The organism is Thalassospira sp. ER-Se-21-Dark (assembly GCF_017922435.1).
In the GTDB taxonomy this organism is placed as follows: Bacteria; Pseudomonadota; Alphaproteobacteria; order Rhodospirillales; family Thalassospiraceae; genus Thalassospira.
On sequence record NZ_VDEZ01000001.1, the window covers coordinates 1,549,850 to 1,565,439 of the forward strand.

Genomic DNA, 15,590 nt, shown 5'->3' on the forward strand with positions numbered 1-15,590 from the left:
TAAAACAATTTGGGTCTTCACGTTCGTTGGCGGCCTGTAAACCGGGCCTGTTGTTTTTGGGTTTTCGAAGATGCCGGATGTTGATCGCAACATGTTTGACCGATCAAGCCAGACGGGCACCCTTCAAAGACCAATTCCAAGAGATGATTTTAAGTCAGCCGTTTGAACCGTCCGAACCGGACCGGCTGTCAGATTTCCTCCCTCGGATTTTTGTTAGTTTATCATTTTGGTGTTTTAATTAGCAATGAGTATGCCAAACAGGAAATAAAATTAACAATTACAAATCAATGACTTAGATTGCTTCAATTTGTCAATTCGGCATAATCTTGCCGATTTACCAAAATGGATCGGCGGATTCTTGCCGATTTGTTGCGGGTGCTAACAAAATATCGCAATGCAACAATAGCTTAGGCCGGTTTGTCACGCCGGATGTTGAGCTTTTTCATTTTCTCGTTAAGCGTCCGGCGAGGAATGTCGAGTTCTTCCATCACCGATTTGACATTGCCGTCATGGCGGTCAAGCGCATCGCGAATGATGCGTTCCTCAAACTCGCGGACCTGATCGGCAAGGGCGAGATCGCCGCTATGTGTGCTGGTTGGTTCGAACCCGCCCTTGAACAGCCGTTTGAAGCGTTCTTCAGGGCTTCCGACCAGAAGAACGTACCGTTCGGCCATGTTTTTAAGCTCGCGGACATTGCCCGGCCACTCATGGGCCCTGAGTTGCGCGATCAATGCCGGAGACAGGCGTTCATACGGGCGTTCGAACCGCTCAGCCGCCCGTTCGGCAAAGATATCAAACAGAAGCGCGACGTCATCCTGGCGTTCGCGCAAGGGGGCGATGGACAGTTCGAACGTGTTAATGCGAAACAGCAAATCTTCGCGGAAATTGCGTTCGGCAACGGCGGCGACCAGATCCTCGTTGGTGGCACAGATCAGGCGAAAATCGACCTTCACCGGCGCGTTGGAGCCCAGCCGCACCACTTCGCGCTGTTCAATCACGCGCAGCAATTTGGCCTGAAGGGCAAGTGGCATGCTTGATATTTCATCAAGAAACAGCGTGCCGCCAATCGCATGTTCGATCCAGCCGATCCGTTGGCTTGCCGCCCCGGTAAAGGCCCCCTTTTCATGGCCAAACAGTTCGCTTTCGGCCGTGCTTTCGGGAATGGCGGCACAGTTTACCGCGACAAATTTTTCATCGCGCCGGTCGCTCAGGTCATGGATGGCACGCGCGACCAGTTCCTTGCCGGTGCCGGTTTCGCCTGAAATCAGAACCGGGACTTCGGTTGGTGCAATATTGGCGATTTCATCCTTGAGATTACGCATCGGCATCGAATTGCCGATCAGGCGGGATTCAAGGCTGCCGCGGCTTGCGATCTGACGCCGAAGGTTGCGGTTTTCAAGAACAAGACGGCGCTTTTCAATGGCGCGTTCAAGGCTTTCGACAATGTCTTTGGGCTCGAACGGTTTTTCGACGAAATCATAGGCGCCGCTTTTCATCGCCTCGACCGCCATTGGCACATCGCCGTGGCCTGTCATCAGGATGATCGGGATGTCCGGGTCGGCGGCCAGCACAGAACGGGTAAAGGTAATGCCGTCAAGCTTCGGCATTTTGACATCAGTCAGGATGACCCCGGCAAATTCGGGGCTGATGTCATGCAGGGCCTCTCGGGCATCTTCATAGACCGTGACGTCAAAGTCGGAAAGCTCAAGCCACTGGGCAAGCGAGATACGCATCGCCTCGTCATCATCGACAATGATGATGTGCGGTGTGATCTGAATTTCTGCGTCACTGTGTGGCACTTGCTTGGTGGTCGTCACGGTGTTTTACCCTTGAGTAACGGCAGGCGAACTTCGAAACAGGCCCCGGCCGTTTCGGTGTTATAGGCTTTTATGCTGCCTCCGAAGTCCCGCACAATGCCATAAGTTACCGAAAGTCCCAATCCCACGCCTTGCCCCGGATCCTTGGTGGTAAAGAACGGGTCAAACAAAAGCGACAGGGTTTCTTCATTCATGCCAGGCCCGGTATCGGTAATCTGCATGATGACGTCGGTTTTGGTGCGCGTAAGGTCAATGCGGATACGTTTGACCGAACTGTCGGCCATAGCATCAAGCGCGTTGCGGATGATGTTCACGCAAATCTGTTCGATCCGCACAAGGTCGGCCTGGATCACCAGTGGCGTATCGGGTTCATTACGCTCAAGCGTGCATTCTTCCTGCTGCAATTGCGGGCTTAGAAGTTGCAGGGTGTTATCAAGTGCGACCTTGAGGTCAACCGGCTCCAGCACGCCGGTGGATTTACGCGAAAACGTTTTGAGCTGACCTGTGATTGCACCCATGCGTTCGGTGAGTGCGGAGATCTGGTTGATATTCTGATCAAGCTTTTCGGTTTTGCCGCGCTCCAGCATCAGTTTGGCACTGGCGCAGAATGTCCGGATGGCGGTGATCGGCTGATTGATTTCATGGGCGATGGCAGCCGACATTTGCCCAAGGGCGGCAAGCTTTCCGGCCTGCACCAGTTCGTTCTGGGTGCCGCGCAGTTCTTCTTCGGTTTTGCGCCGGACAGCGATTTCTTCTTCTAGCCGGATGTTCAGTGCCTGAATGCGGGCAAATTCGCGTGCTTCGCGCTGAGAGGCGAGCTTGAGTTCGCGTTCACGCAAAAACAGGATGATCAGAATGATCAGTCCGGCACCACTGACGGCAATGAACAGGGCGGCGGCCTGACGGTTGGAAACATAATCCATCGATGTCAGGTAATAGAGCCGCCATTTGCTGTCTTGCATGTGTTTGTCATCAAACAGGAAGCGTTCGGAATTGATGGTGACAATGCCCGTACCCTTGGCCAGTTGCTGGCCGATATCAAGGGATGCCAGTTCCTTGCCGGGATACTGTTGGTGGCGGACAATCCGACCGCGCACCTCGGGCGAGAGTTCGGACAGGGTGCGGTATTTCCAGTCGCCGCGACTGGTCATTGTGATTACACCGTCTTCATCGGCGACAAAGACGGTTTCCCCGCCTTCCTGCCAGTTACTTTCGACTTCATCGAGTTCGATCTTCACCACCGCAACGCCGATGATTTCATCGCCACCGCGGATCGGATTGGAAATAAACAGGCCGGCCCGCCCGGTGGTCACCCCGATGCCAAAGAAAAATCCCTCGCCGCCGGTAATCGACTGACTGAAATAGGGACGAAATCCGTAATCCTCGCCAACAAAGCTGTCGGGTGTGTTCCAGTTGCTTGCCGCGACCGTCATGCCGGTCTTGTCCATGACATAAAGGGCGGCCGCACCGGAGCGTTGTTTGACCCGTTCAAGATACATATCCGCAGTGCGGGGGGTTCCGGTGCCAGTGATGGCAGCGATCACTTCGTGATGGCGGGCAACGACATAGGGCAAATAGCGATATTGATCGACGGCCGCGCGCAGCGAACTGTCATACAGCGCCAGTCGTGCCTGTGCGGTGCGATGCAATTCATTGATCGTCAGATTGCCGGTCGAACTGACAACAAGCCAGACAACAAGTGTCGAAATCAAAACCCCGGCAGCGGTCAGGCTGGCACGGCTGAACTTGCTTAACCAATAGAAAATCGCGACCTCCCGTCGGGTCAGGGATCAATTTGGTTTGTCCCGCGTTCGGGACAGGTGGGCATTTTACCCTGATGCGATGATTGTTATTTGCCGCAGCGGCGCAAAGTCAACAAATACAGCGATGTGACAGATTGCACTGCGACTGTATTCGACAAGCCTTAATTATGCCGCAAGTGGTTATTTTTTCGCCACATTGGAATGTAAATTGTATAGTCACCACACGAATGAGTGAAATGTATCTGTCCAGTAGATGAGGTCCAGGTGAGTAAGATCGCACTTGTTGATGACGACCGTAATATCCTGACGTCGGTTTCGATGGCGTTGGAAGAAGAAGGATATGAGGTCCTGACATATTCTGATGGCTCGGAGGCACTTCATGCCATCACGAAGGAAGAGCCTGATCTTGCGGTGCTTGATATCAAGATGCCCCGTATGGACGGACTGGAACTTCTGACCCATTTGCGCAAGAAAACCGAAATGCCGGTGATCTTCCTGACGTCCAAGGATGACGAGGTTGATGAACTGACCGGCCTGCGCATGGGTGCCGATGATTACATCAAGAAACCGTTTTCCCAGCGTTTGCTGATTGAACGTATTCGCACCCTTTTGCGTCGCGCAGAAATCATGCGTGCGGGCGGTGTTCGCCCGAACGGGTCGGATGATGTTCTGCAACGCGGTGATCTGGTGCTTGATCCGTCGCGCCACATGTGCAGCTGGAAAGGTCAGCATGTTAATCTGACCGTGACCGAGTTCCTGTTGATCCAGGCACTGGCCAAACATCCGGGGCACGTGAAAAACCGTGACCAGCTGATTGATGCGGCGTACGGCGAACATATCTATGTCGATGACCGTACGATCGACAGCCACATCAAACGCCTGCGCAAGAAATTCCGCGAGACCGACAAGGAATTCAAGGAAATCGAAACCCTGTATGGCGTCGGTTACCGGTACCGCGACACGGCCACTGTGGCAGGTTGATCAGGATTTTTGACGCGCCGGAGCTTTGTGCTTCGGCGCGCACTCTTTTGCAGGCCCGCTTCCCGGGCCGGTTATTGCAGGTTTGAATGAGCGATCTTGGGACTGGTGATCACGACCAGCACACAGGTCCGTCCGAACCCCGGACGACACGGATAGAGGAACGCCACGGGCTGTTTTCGCCTTTGACCTGGCGGATTCTGGCCGTGAACGCGCTGGCACTTTTTGTGCTGGTGGCGGGTATTTTGTATCTGGGCCGCTACAAACAGGAACTTATTCATTCCGAACTGGAAGCCATGGCGGTGCAGGCGGAAATGTATGCCGCCGCCCTGTCGACGTCGGCCGTGAGTTCCAGTGATGATGCAACCAACCGGGTGAAAATCGAAGTGGCGCGCGAAATGGTGCGCCGTCTTGTCGGGATTACCGGCGCACGCACCCGGCTTTTCGCTACCAACGGCAGCCTTTTGGCTGATAGTCGTAGCATCCAGTCACTTGGTGCGGGCACCATTCAGGCCGAACAGCTTCCACCACCCGGCGAAGAAGATGCCTTTGCCGATATCATGCGCAAACTGACCGATGGCATCCTGACCCTGTTTGAGGGCGAACAACCCTTGCCACTTTATGTCGATCCGCCGGTTGCCAGTGCGGCCGATTACCCGGAAGTGCGCGCAGCCTTGGCGGGCTATTCGCGCGGGGTGGTTCGTGTTGATAGCGAAGGACGCCGGGTCTTGTCGGTGTCGGTGCCGGTTGCACGGTTCAAGCAGGTTCTGGCATCGGTGATGATGACCAAAAGCGGCGAATCGATTGAAAACGCCCTGCATGCGGTGCGCCTTGATATCCTGAAGATCTTTGTCTTTGCCTTTGGCATTACGGTGTTGTTGTCGATCTATCTCGCCGGGGTGATCACACGGCCGCTTAACCGGCTGGCACGTGCGGCCGAGCGGGTCCGGCGCAGCAAAAACCGCCAGTTCGCCATTCCCGATCTGTCGGATCGTCGCGATGAAATCGGCGATTTGTCGACCACGCTTCGCGATATGACGGAAACGCTGTGGGACCGTATGGACGCGATTGAACGGTTTGCCGCCGATGTCGCGCATGAGATCAAAAACCCGCTGACATCATTGCGGTCCGCGGTGGAAACCGCCACGCGCCTTAAGGATCCGGAACGCCAGCGCCGCCTGATGGAAATCATCGCCGAGGATGTCCAGCGTCTTGATCGCCTGATCAGTGACATTTCCGATTATTCGCGCATGGATGCCGAACTGTCGCGCGCCGAAAGCGAGGATGTTGATCTCGGTGTGCTGCTTTATACGCTGGGCGAGCTTTACAATGCCGATGCAGATGGCCCGCCGATCAAGGTTGCGGTGCCGGAAAATCTGCATGTTCCGGCCCTTGAAAGCCGTCTGACACAGGTGTTCAGAAACCTGATTTCGAACGCGATTACCTTTACCCCCGAGGGCGGCGAGGTGCGTGTGCGGGCATGGCGGGATAAAAACTGGGCGGTGATCACGGTCGAGGATGATGGCCCGGGCATCCCCCCCGGCAAGGAAGAGGCGATCTTTAACCGGTTCTATACCGAACGCCCAGCGACTGAGAAATTCGGGCAGCATTCGGGCTTGGGGCTTTCGATTTCCAAGCGAATCATTGCCGCCCATAACGGCGAGCTTAGTGCACAGAATCGCGTGGTCCGTGACGAGCTCAAGGGCGCTACCTTTACCATTCGCCTGCCGCTCGACTAGGATTTTTTAACGCAGAAAGTGCGAAATGCCTATGCGGGAGGTTAAGTGGATCACGCCCCGGGCTTTTGGGGTTTGACAAGCCAACCTCTGCCAAGCATCGTTTTGCATTATGTCCCAGCTTCACGCAAATTGTGTCCGGATCGGCGCCCATGCGGTGCTGTTGCGCGGACCATCCGGATCTGGAAAATCCGGGCTTTCGCTGCGTCTGATCGACGCGGGCGGCTTTCTTGTTTCCGATGATCGAACCGAACTTGTGGCGCGCGATGGTCGCCTGATCGCCAGCGCACCCGATCAGATTGCCGGATTGTGTGAAGTCCGCGGCATCGGGGTTGTGCGCGGTTTGCCGCAAAAAACCGAGGGCGATGTGCGGGTTCTGATTGATCTCGTCACCGATCCAAGCACGGTTGAACGCATGCCCGAACCCGAATTCGAAGAGATTTGTGGCATTGCGATCCCGCGTTGGACATTATGTGCATCCGATCTGGCCATCGAGGCAAAGATTGGAGTAGCTTTGGCGCTCGCGACGGGTGGAATGACACTTGAACCGTAATCCACAGGACCCAGACTTGCAGAAAACTTCGGCGAATTCTTCGGACAGCCAGAATAAGGCCCTGGGGGCGTTTGATGGCAAAAGCGGACTGGTTCTTGTGACCGGGGTATCCGGCGCCGGGCGCACGACGACCCTTAAGATTCTTGAAGATTTCGGCTTTGACGCGGTCGATAACCTGCCGCTGCGCATGTTGTCTGCCCTGGTACCGGGGGATTGTCGCCCGGAACAGCCGATTGCCATCGGCCTTGATATCCGGACCCGTGATTTCGGTGTTGATCAGTTTGTCGAGATTGTCGGTCGCCTTCGCAAACAGACGGGCATGGATCCGTTGATGATCTATGTCGATGCCGACACGACGGTCCTGCAGCGTCGATTTACCGAAACCAGACGTCCGCATCCGCTAAGCCATGATCGGCCCTTGGTCGACGCGATTGAGCATGAAAAACGCCTGATGGCGCCGATTGCCGCCACGGCGGATATGCGCATTGATACATCGCGCCTGAAATCGGCCGAGCTTCGCAAGATCCTGCAAGACCAGTTCGACATCGGCGAAAATGAAGGCCTTGCGATCTTTGTGCGCAGCTTTTCGTTCCGTCAGGGTGTTCCGGCAGAAGCCGATCTTGTTTTTGACGTTCGCTTTCTGCGCAACCCGCATTATGATCCCGAGCTTCGCCTGATGACCGGGATGAATGCGGCTGTTGGGCACTATATAGAAGAAGACCCGGACTTCGCCGGGTTTATCGACCGCCTGAAGGCAATGCTGGAGCCGATTTTGCCGCGTTATGCGCAGGAAGGTAAAAGCTATCTGACCATTGCGGTCGGGTGCACGGGGGGGCAACATCGTTCGGTTTATATCGCGCGGTTACTCAATGACTGGATTGCCGATCTGGGATATGACACACATCTCAGTCATCGGGACAAACCGGACGAGCCGACCACGGGGGAGTGATAAAATGGAGAAAACTGCATGATCGGGATGGTGCTGGTCACCCACGGCGATCTCGCGAAAGAGTTCGTATCTGCCTTGCAGCATGTTGTTGGCGAACAGGAAAATGTCGAAGCGGTCTGTATCGGACCGGATGACGACATGGAACAACGCCGCGCAGATATTCTTGCCAGTGTCGAAAAGGTCGACAGCGGCAAAGGTGTTGTCCTTCTGACCGACATGTTTGGCGGAACCCCGTCCAATCTGGCGATTTCCATTATGGAACAGGCAAATGTCGAAGTCATCGCAGGGGTTAATTTACCTTTGCTGATTAAACTCGCATCTGTTCGCATCGACGGCACCTTGGCCGAGACGGTCAATGCGGCCCAGGATGCGGGGCGTAAATACATCAACGTTGCGTCGCGTTTGCTGAGCGGCGAGGAATAAGTCAGCCACAAAAAGAACAGGGCCGGATGCGCGGGGACAGTGCATCAGGCTTGCGGGGACATACATGGCGCAGAAGGAAAAACGCACTTTAACAATCAGCAACCAGCGCGGATTGCACGCGCGGGCGGCTGCAAAATTTGTTAAACTGGCAGGTGAATTTCAATCGAGCATCATGGTGCGCAACCGTGGCACCGAAGTGTCGGGTGTGTCGATCATGGGTTTGATGATGCTGGCCGCATCGATCGGCACCGAGATCGAGGTCGAGGCCACCGGCCCGGACGCCAAACAGGCGATTGATGCGCTTAACGAACTGGTCGATGCCAAGTTCGACGAAGAATAAGACCCATCCGGCCCCAGTTTGGGGTCACAGGCGTCTGAATTTCGTGACAACAAGAAAGCGTTGTCGGGATAACAATAAAAACGAGTTGGTAGCAAAGAAGGTTTGCAAGTTCCTCCAAAAGACCAAACCGTTTCAGATGAAAATAACTCGGGCGTTCGACGGGTCATAACCGGATTGGGCGCGTCGGGCGGGATTGTGATCGGTCGCGCCTTTGTTCTGGATCGCCAGATCGTCCATGTCAGCCGCAAGCCGATTTCCCAAGATGCCGTGCAGGCCGAATGCAAACGCCTTCATGATGGCGTTGCCGAAAGCATTGATCAGCTCAAACGCCTGAAATCCCAATCATCAAGTGCCGAAAGTGCCGCATCCGAGGAACTTGGCTTCCTGATGGATGCCTATATCCACATGCTGACCCAGTCGCGTCTGGTGCGCGGGGCCGAAGAACTGATCGTCTCGCGCAAGCTTAATGCCGTGCATGCGGTCAGCGAAGTGATCAATGCGATTGCCGAACAGTTTTCGGGCATGGAAGACAGCTATCTCGCGGCACGCGCCACGGACATTCGCGAGGTGGGCCTGCGCCTGATGCGCTGCCTGATCGGTGAGACCGACCGCGCAATGGACAATGCCCCACAGGGGTCCATCCTGATTGCCGAGGATGTCAGTCCGGCCGATATGGCGCGCTTTGAACCGGGCCAGCTCACCGCCTTTGTCACCGCCCTTGGTGGGGCAGAGGGGCATACCGCCATCATGGCGAGATCTCTTGGTATTCCGGCCGTTTTGGGGGCTGCTGATATCGTTCGCGGCGTTGCTGGCGGCGATCAGATCATTATCGATGGCGGGCGCGGTGAAGTGATCCTGTCGCCAAGCGATGCCGACATCGAACATTATACCCAACGCCGTGCTGACTGGCTGGCGGCGCGTGAAAAGCTGGCATCGCTTCGCGATGTACCGTCATCAACGCGTGACGGCATTGATATTGACCTGCATGCCAATATCGAACTGCCAATCGAACTTGCCGCGGCCCTGGAAAACGGGGCGACCGGTATCGGTCTTTTGCGCAGCGAGTTCATGTTCATGAACAAGGAATATCTGCCCGACGAGGACGAGCAATACGAAGAACTTGCCGATATCGTCAAACGCATGGATGGCAAACCGGTGACCATCCGAACCCTTGATATCGGTGGTGAAAAACTGGCCGTCGCCCTTCAAAATGAAATCGTGTCTGGCCCGAACCCGGCCCTTGGATTGCGTGGCATACGGTTATCATTGCGCAAGCCGGAACTGCTTGAAGCACAGTTTGCCGCCATCCTGCGCGCCTCCCTGCATGGATCTGTTCGGGTGTTGCTTCCGATGGTGGTCAACGTGCATGAAATGACGCGTGCGCGTCAGATCTATGAGGCGGTGGCAAAGCGCCTGCGCAAGGACGGCCATCCGATCCCCGAAACCCTGCCGCCGCTTGGTGCGATGATCGAAATTCCCGCCGCGGCGCTGGCGGCGGATACCTTGGCGCGCGACAGTGATTTCTTTGCCATCGGCACCAACGATCTGACGCAATATACCCTGGCGATTGACCGCACCGATGATCAGGTGGCGGGCATGTTTGATCCGCTGCATCCGGCTGTATTGCGCCTGATCCGCGATGTGATCAAGGTGGCCCGCGAACGTGATATACCCGTCAGTGTCTGTGGCGAGATGGCCGGTGATCCGCGTTATGTGCCGCTGTTCATCGGATTTGGCTTGCGTAACCTTTCGATGTCGCCGGTAAATCTGTTGCTGGTCAAACAGCGCCTGCGCCGCCTTGATAGTCGCAATTCCGAACATCAGGCCAACCGCGTCATGGAACAATGGGATTCTGCCCGAATTGCCATGATGCTTGATGACTTCAACGATCTCGCCTGACAAATCCCGCCAGCCATAGCTTGTCGTGATCGCAACGCATCCCAACATAGGGGGCAGTTCCGTGCCTTTGTGTTCTTGTTTTTCCGCGTGCTGAACAGCGCGGATTCAAAGGCGTGGGCATCTTTTATCCGGTCCGGTTTTGCCCGGAATGCAAATTCCGTCAAAAAAGGACTTGAAAACGATATAAAGATATCTTTATATGTGGCCTATAGCGATCAGGGAAATGATCGCAACAGAATTCTTCGGCGTATCGGCAGGATGGAAATCCCATGCGGATGCGCCATTCCTGTTTGATTGGAGACGATATGTCGAACTTTACCGATTACAAGGTCGCTGATATCTCGCTGGCCGGTTGGGGCCGCAAGGAAATCGCGATTGCCGAAACCGAAATGCCGGGCCTGATGGCGCTGCGCGATGAATATGGCGCGGCCAAGCCGCTCGCTGGCGCGCGCATCGTCGGCTGCCTGCACATGACCATTCAGACCGCAGTTCTGATTGAGACGCTTACGGCACTCGGCGCAGAAGTTCGCTGGTCTTCGTGCAACATCTTCTCCACCCAGGATCAGGCTGCTGCGGCGATCGCGGCTGCTGAAATCCCGGTATTTGCCTGGAAAGGCGAGACCGAGGAAGAATTCTGGTGGTGCATCGAGCAGACCATTTCCGGTCCGAACGGCTGGAAGCCGAACCTGATCCTTGATGATGGCGGCGACGTTACCCAGCTGATCCACGACAAGTATCCGGAACTTCTTGAAGACATCAAAGGTCTGTCGGAAGAAACCACCACCGGTGTGCATCGCCTCTATGAAATGGCGAAAAAAGGCACCCTTAAGGTTCCGGCGATCAACGTCAATGACTCGGTCACCAAGTCGAAATTCGACAACCTGTATGGCTGCCGCGAGAGCCTTGTTGATGGCATCAAGCGCGCAACTGACGTCATGGTTGCCGGCAAGATCGCGGTTGTTGCGGGTTTCGGTGACGTGGGTAAAGGTTCGGCCGCGTCCATGCGCAGCCAGGGCGCACGCGTTCTGGTAACCGAAATCGATCCGATCTGCGCCTTGCAGGCCGCGATGGAAGGTTACGAAGTCACCACCATGGAAGACGCAGCCCCGGTTGGCGACATCTTTGTCACCACCACCGGTAACATCGACATCATCACGCTTGACCACATGCGTGCGATGAAAGACCGCGCAATCGTTTGCAACATCGGTCACTTCGATTCCGAAATCCAGATCGGTTCGCTGCGTAACTACAAGTGGGACAACGTCAAGCCGCAGGTAGACGAAGTCGAATTCCCGGATGGCAAACGTCTGATCGTTCTGGCCGAAGGTCGTCTGGTCAACCTTGGTTGCGCAACCGGTCACCCGAGCTTCGTGATGTCGGCATCCTTCACCAACCAGGTGCTGGCCCAGATCGAGCTGTGGAAAAACCACGCCAACTACGAAAACAAGGTCTACGTCCTGCCGAAACACCTCGATGAGAAAGTTGCAGCCCTGCACCTTGATCGTCTTGGCGTGAAACTGACCAAGCTGTCGAACGAACAGGCCGAATATATCGGCGTTCCGCAGGCTGGCCCGTTCAAGCCGGATCATTATCGCTATTAATTGGCGCTACTAATTGGCAGCTGCCGATTTGCATCAAAGCCGGTCTGTTTATTCAGACCGGCTTTTTTGGTGTCCAGATACAAAGCAAGTTGTTAGAAGAATTTAAATCTTGTCAGACGGATGGCGGCCATGCCCCAGCTTGAAATCGAATATTCTGCCCAACTGCCAATCAAGGACGAATTGTCCAAGCTGGCGGTTGATTTGCATTACGTCATCGCCCGCGAGGCCGATGCGGAACTGAGTTCTTTCAAGACCCGGATTACGCCGCTGGAAAATGTCGTGATCGGCGATGGCGATCCGAAAAACGCCATGGTCCATCTTGATATCCGGCTTCTGTCAGGCCGGATCAATGCGGTGAAATTCGCCACTGGCGAGGCCGCCCTTGCCGCACTCATTGACCGGCTGGAATGGCTGGTTGGCGATTATCAGGTGCAGTTTACCGTCGAAGTTCATGACCTTGATCGGGAAAACTATTTCAAGCATGTCACCGACGGCCCACGCGCTGCCTGATTGCGCCACCAAGTTTGCCGTGTGATTACATCAGAAGCGCTTCATGGATCGGATGATCCGGGCCGTAACGATCATTAAGCAGTTTGATCAGCTCACGTGAAAAGCCTTTGCCGGCATCAAGCAGGGATCGCAATTCCGTATCATTGCGATCATGCGGCCCAACGCCATCGAGGCGCGCGCGGACTTCCGGATCGGAAAGTTCGCGCAGGAAACGGTCATAAAGTTCCAGTGCCGGAAGGCTTTTCTCGCCAAACACGGTTTGCAAGCGCGTGATCGGTGGCAGCTGTAAAAGCTCGGACAGTTTTTCACGTTTGCCGGCATAATCCCGGCCTGCGGTTTCGGCCGCTGCGATAATGCCGCCGAAATAAAGCATCTTGCGCGAGAAAACCAGTTTCAGCCGCCGGGGTGCCCAGGCCTTGCTGGCATCGCCTTCGCGGGTCTTGATTTCAAAATCGACGCTGATGGTGCGGTAATAGCGGATCACGTCATTGACCAGAAACCGCGCGATGGAATCACGTGTAACCGAACTGGTGACGTAATTGGCGATCAGATCGTCAAAGAATTTGCGTTTGCCCGCCTCGTTATACAGCCACTCACATTCCAGCAAGAACAACAGCCGACGCGTGGTGATCGAGTTGGTATCGCCATCAAGCCCGATACGATTGACCAGTTCCTCGGCGGTGATATAGGACGAAAAAGGGCCGTTTACCGCCGGTTTCTTGGTGACCATCTTGCCAAGAATATCGGCGACCTGCTGGTGCGGCGCCTGACTGCGTTCGGCTTCGCGGCCAATGATGAAGTAATCCAGATCGGATTGATCGGATGCTTCATGCCGCCCATAGGACCCGGTCACCACCACGCAAAATGTATCGCCCGACAGGCTTTTACCCAATGCATCGCGCATCTCGGCCAGACGGGTGGCTGAGTAGTGCTGATTGGTTGCGATGGTTTGCGGTAACAAGATCGGGACAGCCTCTTGGTGCGACTCGTTGATATCCGAGTATCTGCCTAATGGTTAAAGATTAAAACCACGTTTAACTGATATGGCACTGTCCAATTAAGCTGATTGACAGTTTTATGGGCGCGGCAGATATTTTTCGCGCCTATTCAATATCTTGAACCTTCTGCGTCCCCTTGACCGTGAAAGTTTTCCCATCATGGATATTTCCGATCTGCCGTTCGGTACAACCGACTGGTCTGCGATTGAACCGACCGAACATAGCGGTGAAACCGGCATGGCGACCTGGCGAACCCGCCACTTTGGCCCGATCCGTGTGCGGATGGTGCAATATTCCGCCGGTTATCTGGCAGATCACTGGTGTTCCAAGGGGCACATTCTGTTGTGTCTTGAAGGCGAACTGGTGACCGAGCTTGAGGATGGCCGGACATATGTCCTGAAACCGGGCATGAGCTATCAGGTGGCAGACAACGCAGAGGCCCATCGTTCCTCAACCGAAACCGGCGCGACCCTTTTCGTCGTTGATTAAAACGGCCGGGCCTTAATCAAACAGGCTGGCGGCGGCGGCTTGCTGGGCCGGATCGGTCAGGCTGCCGACGCGCCGCAGGAAGGAATGCTTTTCCTCGTAGTAGCGTTTTGACAGATCGGCAAAGCAGCGGACTTCGACATCCTTGTTGATGTGAAATTCACGCCGCGGCACCTTGGCCTCGTGCAGGTCAAAGCTGCTGGCCGATGCGCTGAGTTGATGGTCGACAACGTCGGCAACGCCATCAAGCTCGATCCGGTTTTTGAGACTATGCAGGAATTTCTTGAACGGCGGATGGCTATTCAGGAACGCCTTTTCGGTCAGCAGGAAGTCATCGGCGGCAAAGTCCGGCGCATTTTTGACGACAAATTCGCGGCACAGATGGTCGGTGGCAAAGCACATCGGACCAAAGATGAAATTGCGATAGATGTCTTCTTTCAACTGCCAGAATTTATCGAGACGTTTCAGCGAATCTGCATCGAGTTTCACCGCCGCCTCAAGCAACAGGCGCGGGTGGCAATGCACATGGTTGGGATGGACATAGGTTTTGGTGCGGCTGATGCCCTCAAGCGTGTCGATATTGACCGGGCCGGAAAACAGGGCGGCATGCGGGTGATCGGACTTCTTCGACAGAAGCGCGATCACTTCATCCGGATCCACCCCATGCTTGACCAGCAAATGATTGACCGACAGATCAAGATCGACCTCGCCGGTGATGATCTGGTTGGTCAATTGATGATGGTTGCGGTTAAATCGCCTTGCGAATTCCGGTTCCAGCGTATGGGAAAACGGGCCGTGGCCGATATCATGCAAAAGGGCGGCGGCACCCAAAAGGTCGCAATCGGCGTCAGACAGCCCCATCAAACGGCAATAGCGTTGCGACAGCAATGCGACGCCAATCGTGTGGTCATAGCGTGAATGACGGATATTGGCCGGGCGTCCATTCGGGTGGAACAGATAATCGATGGCACCAAGGAACGAGATTTCGCGCAACCGTTCAAAGGCGGGCGAGGCGATCAGTTTCTTGTGCAAGGGCCGGTCAAAGGCCGAGGCGATCTGGGCGCGTTTGAAATGGTAGTTATATTGCGGCACATCGCGAAACAGCAGTTCCCATTCGGCGATGTCATCGGCATTGAAATTGGTATCAAACAGATCGCCAATTTCGGGTACCGGTTTTGCCGCCGCCTTGAGCACGGCAGAGTCCTTTTGTGGCGCGGCCTGCTTGGGCTCTGCGCGCTGGGCAAAAAGGTCTAGCTGCGGTTTTGGGCTCATTTTAGGAATGGTTGATGCGCTCAGTTGAGAATGTGTGTCCCGCAGACATAAACGGAATCACTGGCCATGTGAATGAGTTTTGACCCGAAGATTTCGCCATGAAATACGCCACCAGACAAGCCTGTTGCCGTAATGATGTGAAACGGTGGTAAAAGCACGGCGTTTTCACCATAATAATAGCTCATAAACACAAACGGTTAACAACACGTGACACGGCGAGCATCCGAACAGGCATCCACACAGCTTTGCGCAGGCAAAAAGACAG

14 protein-coding genes are annotated in these 15,590 nt (G+C 55.1%); 10 read left to right on the plus strand and 4 right to left on the minus strand.

Translation table 11 applies throughout. The annotated features are described in order from the left end of the window. Positions 1-407: 407 nt before the first annotated feature. Positions 408-1,817 carry a sigma-54 dependent transcriptional regulator gene (locus FHI25_RS07130; RefSeq protein WP_210516293.1) on the minus strand — a complete coding sequence of 470 codons (1,410 nt, stop codon included), beginning with the start codon at positions 1,815-1,817 and terminating at the stop codon, positions 408-410. Further along, positions 1,814-3,529 carry an ATP-binding protein gene (locus FHI25_RS07135; RefSeq protein WP_210516295.1) on the minus strand — a complete coding sequence of 572 codons (1,716 nt, stop codon included), beginning with the start codon at positions 3,527-3,529 and terminating at the stop codon, positions 1,814-1,816. Before FHI25_RS07135 ends, FHI25_RS07130 begins: the two co-directional genes overlap by 4 nt. A gap of 315 nt (positions 3,530-3,844) precedes the next feature. Here FHI25_RS07135 and FHI25_RS07140 point away from each other — a divergent pair, with 315 nt between their 5' ends. The 9 genes from FHI25_RS07140 to FHI25_RS07180 all read left to right on the plus strand — a co-directional run bounded on the left by FHI25_RS07140 (position 3,845) and on the right by FHI25_RS07180 (position 12,569). Next, entirely contained in the window at positions 3,845-4,561 is a 717-nt protein-coding gene (locus FHI25_RS07140) for a response regulator transcription factor (protein ID WP_008889052.1), read from the plus strand. 86 nt (positions 4,562-4,647) lie between these two features. Then, positions 4,648-6,297 carry a stimulus-sensing domain-containing protein gene (locus FHI25_RS07145; protein WP_246878924.1) on the plus strand — a complete coding sequence of 550 codons (1,650 nt, stop codon included), beginning with the start codon at positions 4,648-4,650 and terminating at the stop codon, positions 6,295-6,297. A gap of 109 nt (positions 6,298-6,406) precedes the next feature. Then, positions 6,407-6,847, plus strand: a complete 441-nt coding sequence (locus FHI25_RS07150) for an HPr kinase/phosphatase C-terminal domain-containing protein (protein ID WP_210516297.1) — start codon at positions 6,407-6,409, stop codon at positions 6,845-6,847. Between the two features lie 16 nt (positions 6,848-6,863). Beyond that, positions 6,864-7,796, plus strand: a complete 933-nt coding sequence (gene rapZ, locus FHI25_RS07155; protein WP_210516306.1) for an RNase adapter RapZ — start codon at positions 6,864-6,866, stop codon at positions 7,794-7,796. Between the two features lie 18 nt (positions 7,797-7,814). Continuing rightward, a complete protein-coding gene (locus FHI25_RS07160) occupies positions 7,815-8,219 on the plus strand; it encodes a PTS sugar transporter subunit IIA (RefSeq protein WP_008889056.1) in 405 nt (134 codons plus the stop codon). A 64-nt stretch (positions 8,220-8,283) separates the two neighbouring features. Further along, complete coding sequence (locus FHI25_RS07165) at positions 8,284-8,559, plus strand: HPr family phosphocarrier protein (protein WP_008889057.1); 276 nt, start codon at positions 8,284-8,286, stop codon at positions 8,557-8,559. A 102-nt stretch (positions 8,560-8,661) separates the two neighbouring features. Continuing rightward, positions 8,662-10,458 (plus strand): phosphoenolpyruvate--protein phosphotransferase, encoded by a 1,797-nt coding sequence (gene ptsP, locus FHI25_RS07170; protein ID WP_246878925.1) that lies wholly within the window; start codon positions 8,662-8,664, stop codon positions 10,456-10,458. A 305-nt stretch (positions 10,459-10,763) separates the two neighbouring features. Next, positions 10,764-12,059, plus strand: a complete 1,296-nt coding sequence (gene ahcY / locus FHI25_RS07175) for an adenosylhomocysteinase (RefSeq protein WP_210516308.1) — start codon at positions 10,764-10,766, stop codon at positions 12,057-12,059. A 129-nt stretch (positions 12,060-12,188) separates the two neighbouring features. Then, positions 12,189-12,569: a 5-carboxymethyl-2-hydroxymuconate isomerase gene (locus tag FHI25_RS07180; RefSeq protein WP_064780501.1), complete on the plus strand. Its 381-nt coding sequence runs from the start codon at positions 12,189-12,191 to the stop codon at positions 12,567-12,569. 25 nt (positions 12,570-12,594) lie between these two features. On the opposite strand, the gene FHI25_RS07185 is transcribed toward FHI25_RS07180, so the two are convergent. Further along, positions 12,595-13,530 (minus strand): DUF294 nucleotidyltransferase-like domain-containing protein, encoded by a 936-nt coding sequence (locus tag FHI25_RS07185; RefSeq protein WP_008889061.1) that lies wholly within the window; start codon positions 13,528-13,530, stop codon positions 12,595-12,597. 196 nt (positions 13,531-13,726) lie between these two features. Between FHI25_RS07185 and FHI25_RS07190 the strand changes: the two genes are divergently transcribed. Next, positions 13,727-14,056 (plus strand): DHCW motif cupin fold protein, encoded by a 330-nt coding sequence (locus tag FHI25_RS07190; RefSeq protein WP_210516310.1) that lies wholly within the window; start codon positions 13,727-13,729, stop codon positions 14,054-14,056. A 12-nt stretch (positions 14,057-14,068) separates the two neighbouring features. Here FHI25_RS07190 and FHI25_RS07195 read toward each other — a convergent pair whose 3' ends face one another. Then, entirely contained in the window at positions 14,069-15,325 is a 1,257-nt protein-coding gene (locus FHI25_RS07195; protein ID WP_246878926.1) for an HD domain-containing protein, read from the minus strand. Positions 15,326-15,590: the final 265 nt, after the last annotated feature.

Coding starts and splice junctions, on each gene's coding strand:
- FHI25_RS07145 (WP_246878924.1), top strand. CDS start 4,648: ATGAGCGATCTTGGGACTGGTGATCACGACCAGCACACAGGTCCGTCC.
- FHI25_RS07150 (WP_210516297.1), top strand. CDS start 6,407: ATGTCCCAGCTTCACGCAAATTGTGTCCGGATCGGCGCCCATGCGGTG.
- FHI25_RS07160 (WP_008889056.1), top strand. CDS start 7,815: ATGATCGGGATGGTGCTGGTCACCCACGGCGATCTCGCGAAAGAGTTC.
- FHI25_RS07165 (WP_008889057.1), top strand. CDS start 8,284: ATGGCGCAGAAGGAAAAACGCACTTTAACAATCAGCAACCAGCGCGGA.
- ahcY (WP_210516308.1), top strand. CDS start 10,764: ATGTCGAACTTTACCGATTACAAGGTCGCTGATATCTCGCTGGCCGGT.
- FHI25_RS07180 (WP_064780501.1), top strand. CDS start 12,189: ATGCCCCAGCTTGAAATCGAATATTCTGCCCAACTGCCAATCAAGGAC.
- FHI25_RS07190 (WP_210516310.1), top strand. CDS start 13,727: ATGGATATTTCCGATCTGCCGTTCGGTACAACCGACTGGTCTGCGATT.
- FHI25_RS07195 (WP_246878926.1), bottom strand. CDS start 15,325: ATGAGCCCAAAACCGCAGCTAGACCTTTTTGCCCAGCGCGCAGAGCCC.